2 protein-coding genes and 1 pseudogene are annotated in these 3157 nt (G+C 71.6%); 1 reads left to right on the forward strand and 2 read right to left on the reverse strand.

All coding sequences use genetic code 11. The features are described 5' to 3' along the window. Both I5G_RS09655 and I5G_RS09660 read right to left on the reverse strand, forming a co-directional pair. Positions 1 to 513: pseudogene (locus tag I5G_RS09655) on the reverse strand (tRNA 2-thiouridine(34) synthase MnmA); the annotation flags it as partial. 9 nt (positions 514 to 522) lie between these two features. Further along, complete coding sequence (locus I5G_RS09660) at positions 523 to 1707, reverse strand: cysteine desulfurase family protein (RefSeq protein WP_022878877.1); 1185 nt, start codon at positions 1705 to 1707, stop codon at positions 523 to 525. A gap of 45 nt (positions 1708 to 1752) precedes the next feature. On the opposite strand from I5G_RS09660, the gene I5G_RS09665 reads away from it, so the two are divergent. Continuing rightward, the coding region (locus tag I5G_RS09665; protein ID WP_022878878.1) for a glycogen-debranching protein at positions 1753 to 3157 on the forward strand (1405 nt) is incomplete at its 3' end.

Genomic DNA, 3157 nt, shown 5'->3' on the forward strand with positions numbered 1-3157 from the left:
GCGAGGACCGAGCGGGAAGTACGTGTGCGCGAGCTGCGCCTCGGTCAGTACGCCGAGGACGTACGACTGGTCCTTCGCGGCATCCGAGGCCCGGTGCAGTTCGCGTCCGTCGGCGGTGTCGACGAGCGTCGCGTAGTGGCCGGTGCAGACGGCGTCGAAACCGAGCTCGAGCGCGCGCTCGAGGAGCGCCGCGAACTTGATCTTCTCGTTGCAGCGCATGCACGGGTTCGGTGTGCGGCCGGCGCGGTACTCGGAGACGAAGTCCTCGATGACGTCGTCGCGGAAGCGCTCCGAGAAGTCCCACACATAGAACGGGATGCCGAGCTTGTCCGCCGCGCGGCGGGCGTCCATGGCGTCCTCGATCGTGCAGCATCCGCGGCTTCCGGCCCGCAGGGTTCCGCCCGCGCGCGACAGCGCCAGGTGCACACCGACGACGTCGTGCCCCGCCTCGACCGCGCGTGCCGCAGCCACCGCGGAGTCGACGCCACCGCTCATCGCCGCCAGAACTCGCATCGTCCCAGTCTACGAAGCGTGCGCTGAACGGGCGCCGGAAGCGACGGCCCGCTCGTACGCGGACGGGAGCGCCGCGAGCACGGCATCCACGTCCGCGTCCGTCGAGGTGCGGCCGAGAGTGAAGCGGAGCACGGACCGCGCGGCGCGGTCGTCGAGCCCGAGCGCGAGCACGACGTGCGACGGCTCAGCAACGCCGGCCTGGCACGCCGATCCGGTCGAGACCGAGATCCCGGCCATGTCGAGGAGGAACAGCAGCGTCTCCCCCGCGGCTCCCGGGAACAGCACGTGCGCGTTCCCCGGCAGCCGGTCGTCCGGATCGCCGAGCAGGCGCGCCGTCGGAATCGCCTGATGGATGCCATCGACCAACCGCCGTCGCAGGGCCTCCAGCCGCACGGATTCGTGTTTCCGCTCGGCGTCGGCCGCGCGCAGAGCGGCGGCGAAGGCGGCTGCGCCCGCCGCATCCTGGGTTCCTGCGCGGAGTCCGCGCTGCTGTCCGCCGCCGTGCACCAGCGGCATGAGCCGCGCGTGGCGCGACACGACCGCGGCACCGACGCCGACCGGACCGCCGACCTTGTGCGCGGAGACCGACAGTGCGACGAGTCCCGCGGGACTGCTTCCGTCCCCCCGCCAGCGCGCGAAGTCCACGTCGACCTGTCCGAGCGCCGACACCGCGTCGAGGTGCAGGGGTACGCCGGCCTCGGTGGCGGCACGGGCGAGGCCCGCGGCATCCTGGACCGTCCCGACCTCGTTGTTCGCCACGAGGGCCGTCGCGAGCGCGGACCCGGGCAGCGCCTCGGCAAACGAAGCGACGGGGATCCGACCGAGGCCGTCGAGCCCCACCGCCCGTACGCGCGCGCCCTCCGCCGTCGTCAGCCACGCCACGGTGTCGAGCGTCGCGTGATGCTCACCGTCGGGCAGGACCACCGCGTCGGTGGCGGGCTCGCGCGACCACCACAGCCCCTTGAGAGCGAGGTTCGTCGCCTCGGTGCCGCCCGAGGTCAGCACGACCTCGATGGGCTGGCATCCGAGGTGCTCGGCGAGGCTCTCGCGCGCGTCCTCCAACAGTCGGCGCGCGGCTTGACCGGCGCCGTGGATCGACGACGGATTGCCCAGCACGTCGTGGGCGGCGAGCCAGGCGTCGCGCGCCTCCGGCCGGAGCGGCGTCGTGGCGGCGTGGTCGAGATAGACCGACATGCACCCTCCCGCTTCGCGTCCGTGACCTTCACTACCCTAGGACGCATGGTCCCACCCGAAGCGGCCCTCTCTGCCCAACCCGCCCTGCTCTCGTCATCGCTCGACGACCTCGGTGTCCGGCTCGGTCCCGACGGCGGAACCCTTCGGGTGTGGTCCGCGCACGCGGATGCCATGCACCTGGTGATCTTCGACGACGTCGACCTCGACTGGGCGGTCGAGACGATCCCGATGGCGGCGGTCGGCGGCGGCGTGTTCGAGGCCACGAGCCCGCTGCTGCGCCCCGGTGCGCGCTACGCCGTGCGCGTCGGTGGCCCCCATGGCCCCGGCAACACGTTCAACCCCGAAACGCTGCTCCTCGACCCCTACGCCCGCGGGCTCGTGTCGGGCGGCATCACGGACTGGCGCTCGGTCGTCGTCGACGGCGGCTTCGACTGGGGCGGGGTGGCCAAGCCCCGTGTGCCGATGGACCGCACCGTGATCTACGAGGGACACGTCAAGGGCCTGACCAAGCGGCATCCGCTCGTCCCTCCCGCCCTGCACGGCACGTATGCCGGCCTCGCGCACCCGGCCATGATCGAGCACTACCTCTCGCTCGGCATCACAAGCGTCGAGCTGCTGCCGGTGCACGCGTACGCGACGGAGCCGCGGCTGCTGCAGCTCGGGCTGACGAATTACTGGGGCTACAACTCCCTCAACTTCTTCACGCCGCACGCGCCCTACGCGACGGCTGCGAGCCGCGCGGAAGGCCCCGAGGCGGTGCTGCGCGAGTTCAAGGGCATGGTCCGGCTACTGCACGAAGCGGGGCTCGAGGTCATCCTCGACGTCGTCTACAACCACACCGCCGAGGAGGGGATCGGTGGACCGCGTTCGAGCTTCCGCGGCATCGACAACCGCTCGTACTACCGCCAGACCGACGAGGGCGTCTACATCGACGAGACGGGATGCGGCAACGCCGTCGACACCTCGACGGATGCCGCCGCCCGGCTCGTCCTCGACTCGCTCCGGTACTGGGCCGAGGACGTGCAGGTCGACGGCTTCCGGTTCGACCTCGCGGTCACGCTCGGCCGCGACGAGAACCACTCCTTCACGCCGGATCACCCCTTGCTGACCGCGATCCGCGACGACGAGGTGCTCGCGGGGACGAAGCTCATCGCCGAGCCGTGGGACGTCGGGATGGGCGGCTGGCAGACGGGCGCCTTCGGGGACGGATGGCTGGAGTGGAACGACCGCTACCGCGACCGGGTCCGCAACTTCTGGCTCAGCGACGTCGACTACGCCCGACGCGCGAGCACGGCGCCCGTCGGCATCGGCGGCTTCGCGACACGCCTCGCCGGGTCGTCGAACACGTTCTCGGAGGAGCGCGGACCTCTGGCGAGCGTCAACTTCGTCACGGCCCACGACGGCTTCACGTTGCGCGACTTCGTCTCGTACGACGTCAAGCACAACCTGG

The sequence above is a fragment of the Microbacterium sp. B19 genome, from assembly GCF_000333395.1.
Classification (GTDB): Bacteria; Actinomycetota; Actinomycetes; order Actinomycetales; family Microbacteriaceae; genus Microbacterium.

What these genes read in the sequence shown, in the direction of transcription:
- I5G_RS09660 (WP_022878877.1), bottom strand. Translation starts at nt 1,707, where the DNA reads ATGTCGGTCTATCTCGACCACGCCGCCACGACGCCGCTCCGGCCGGAG.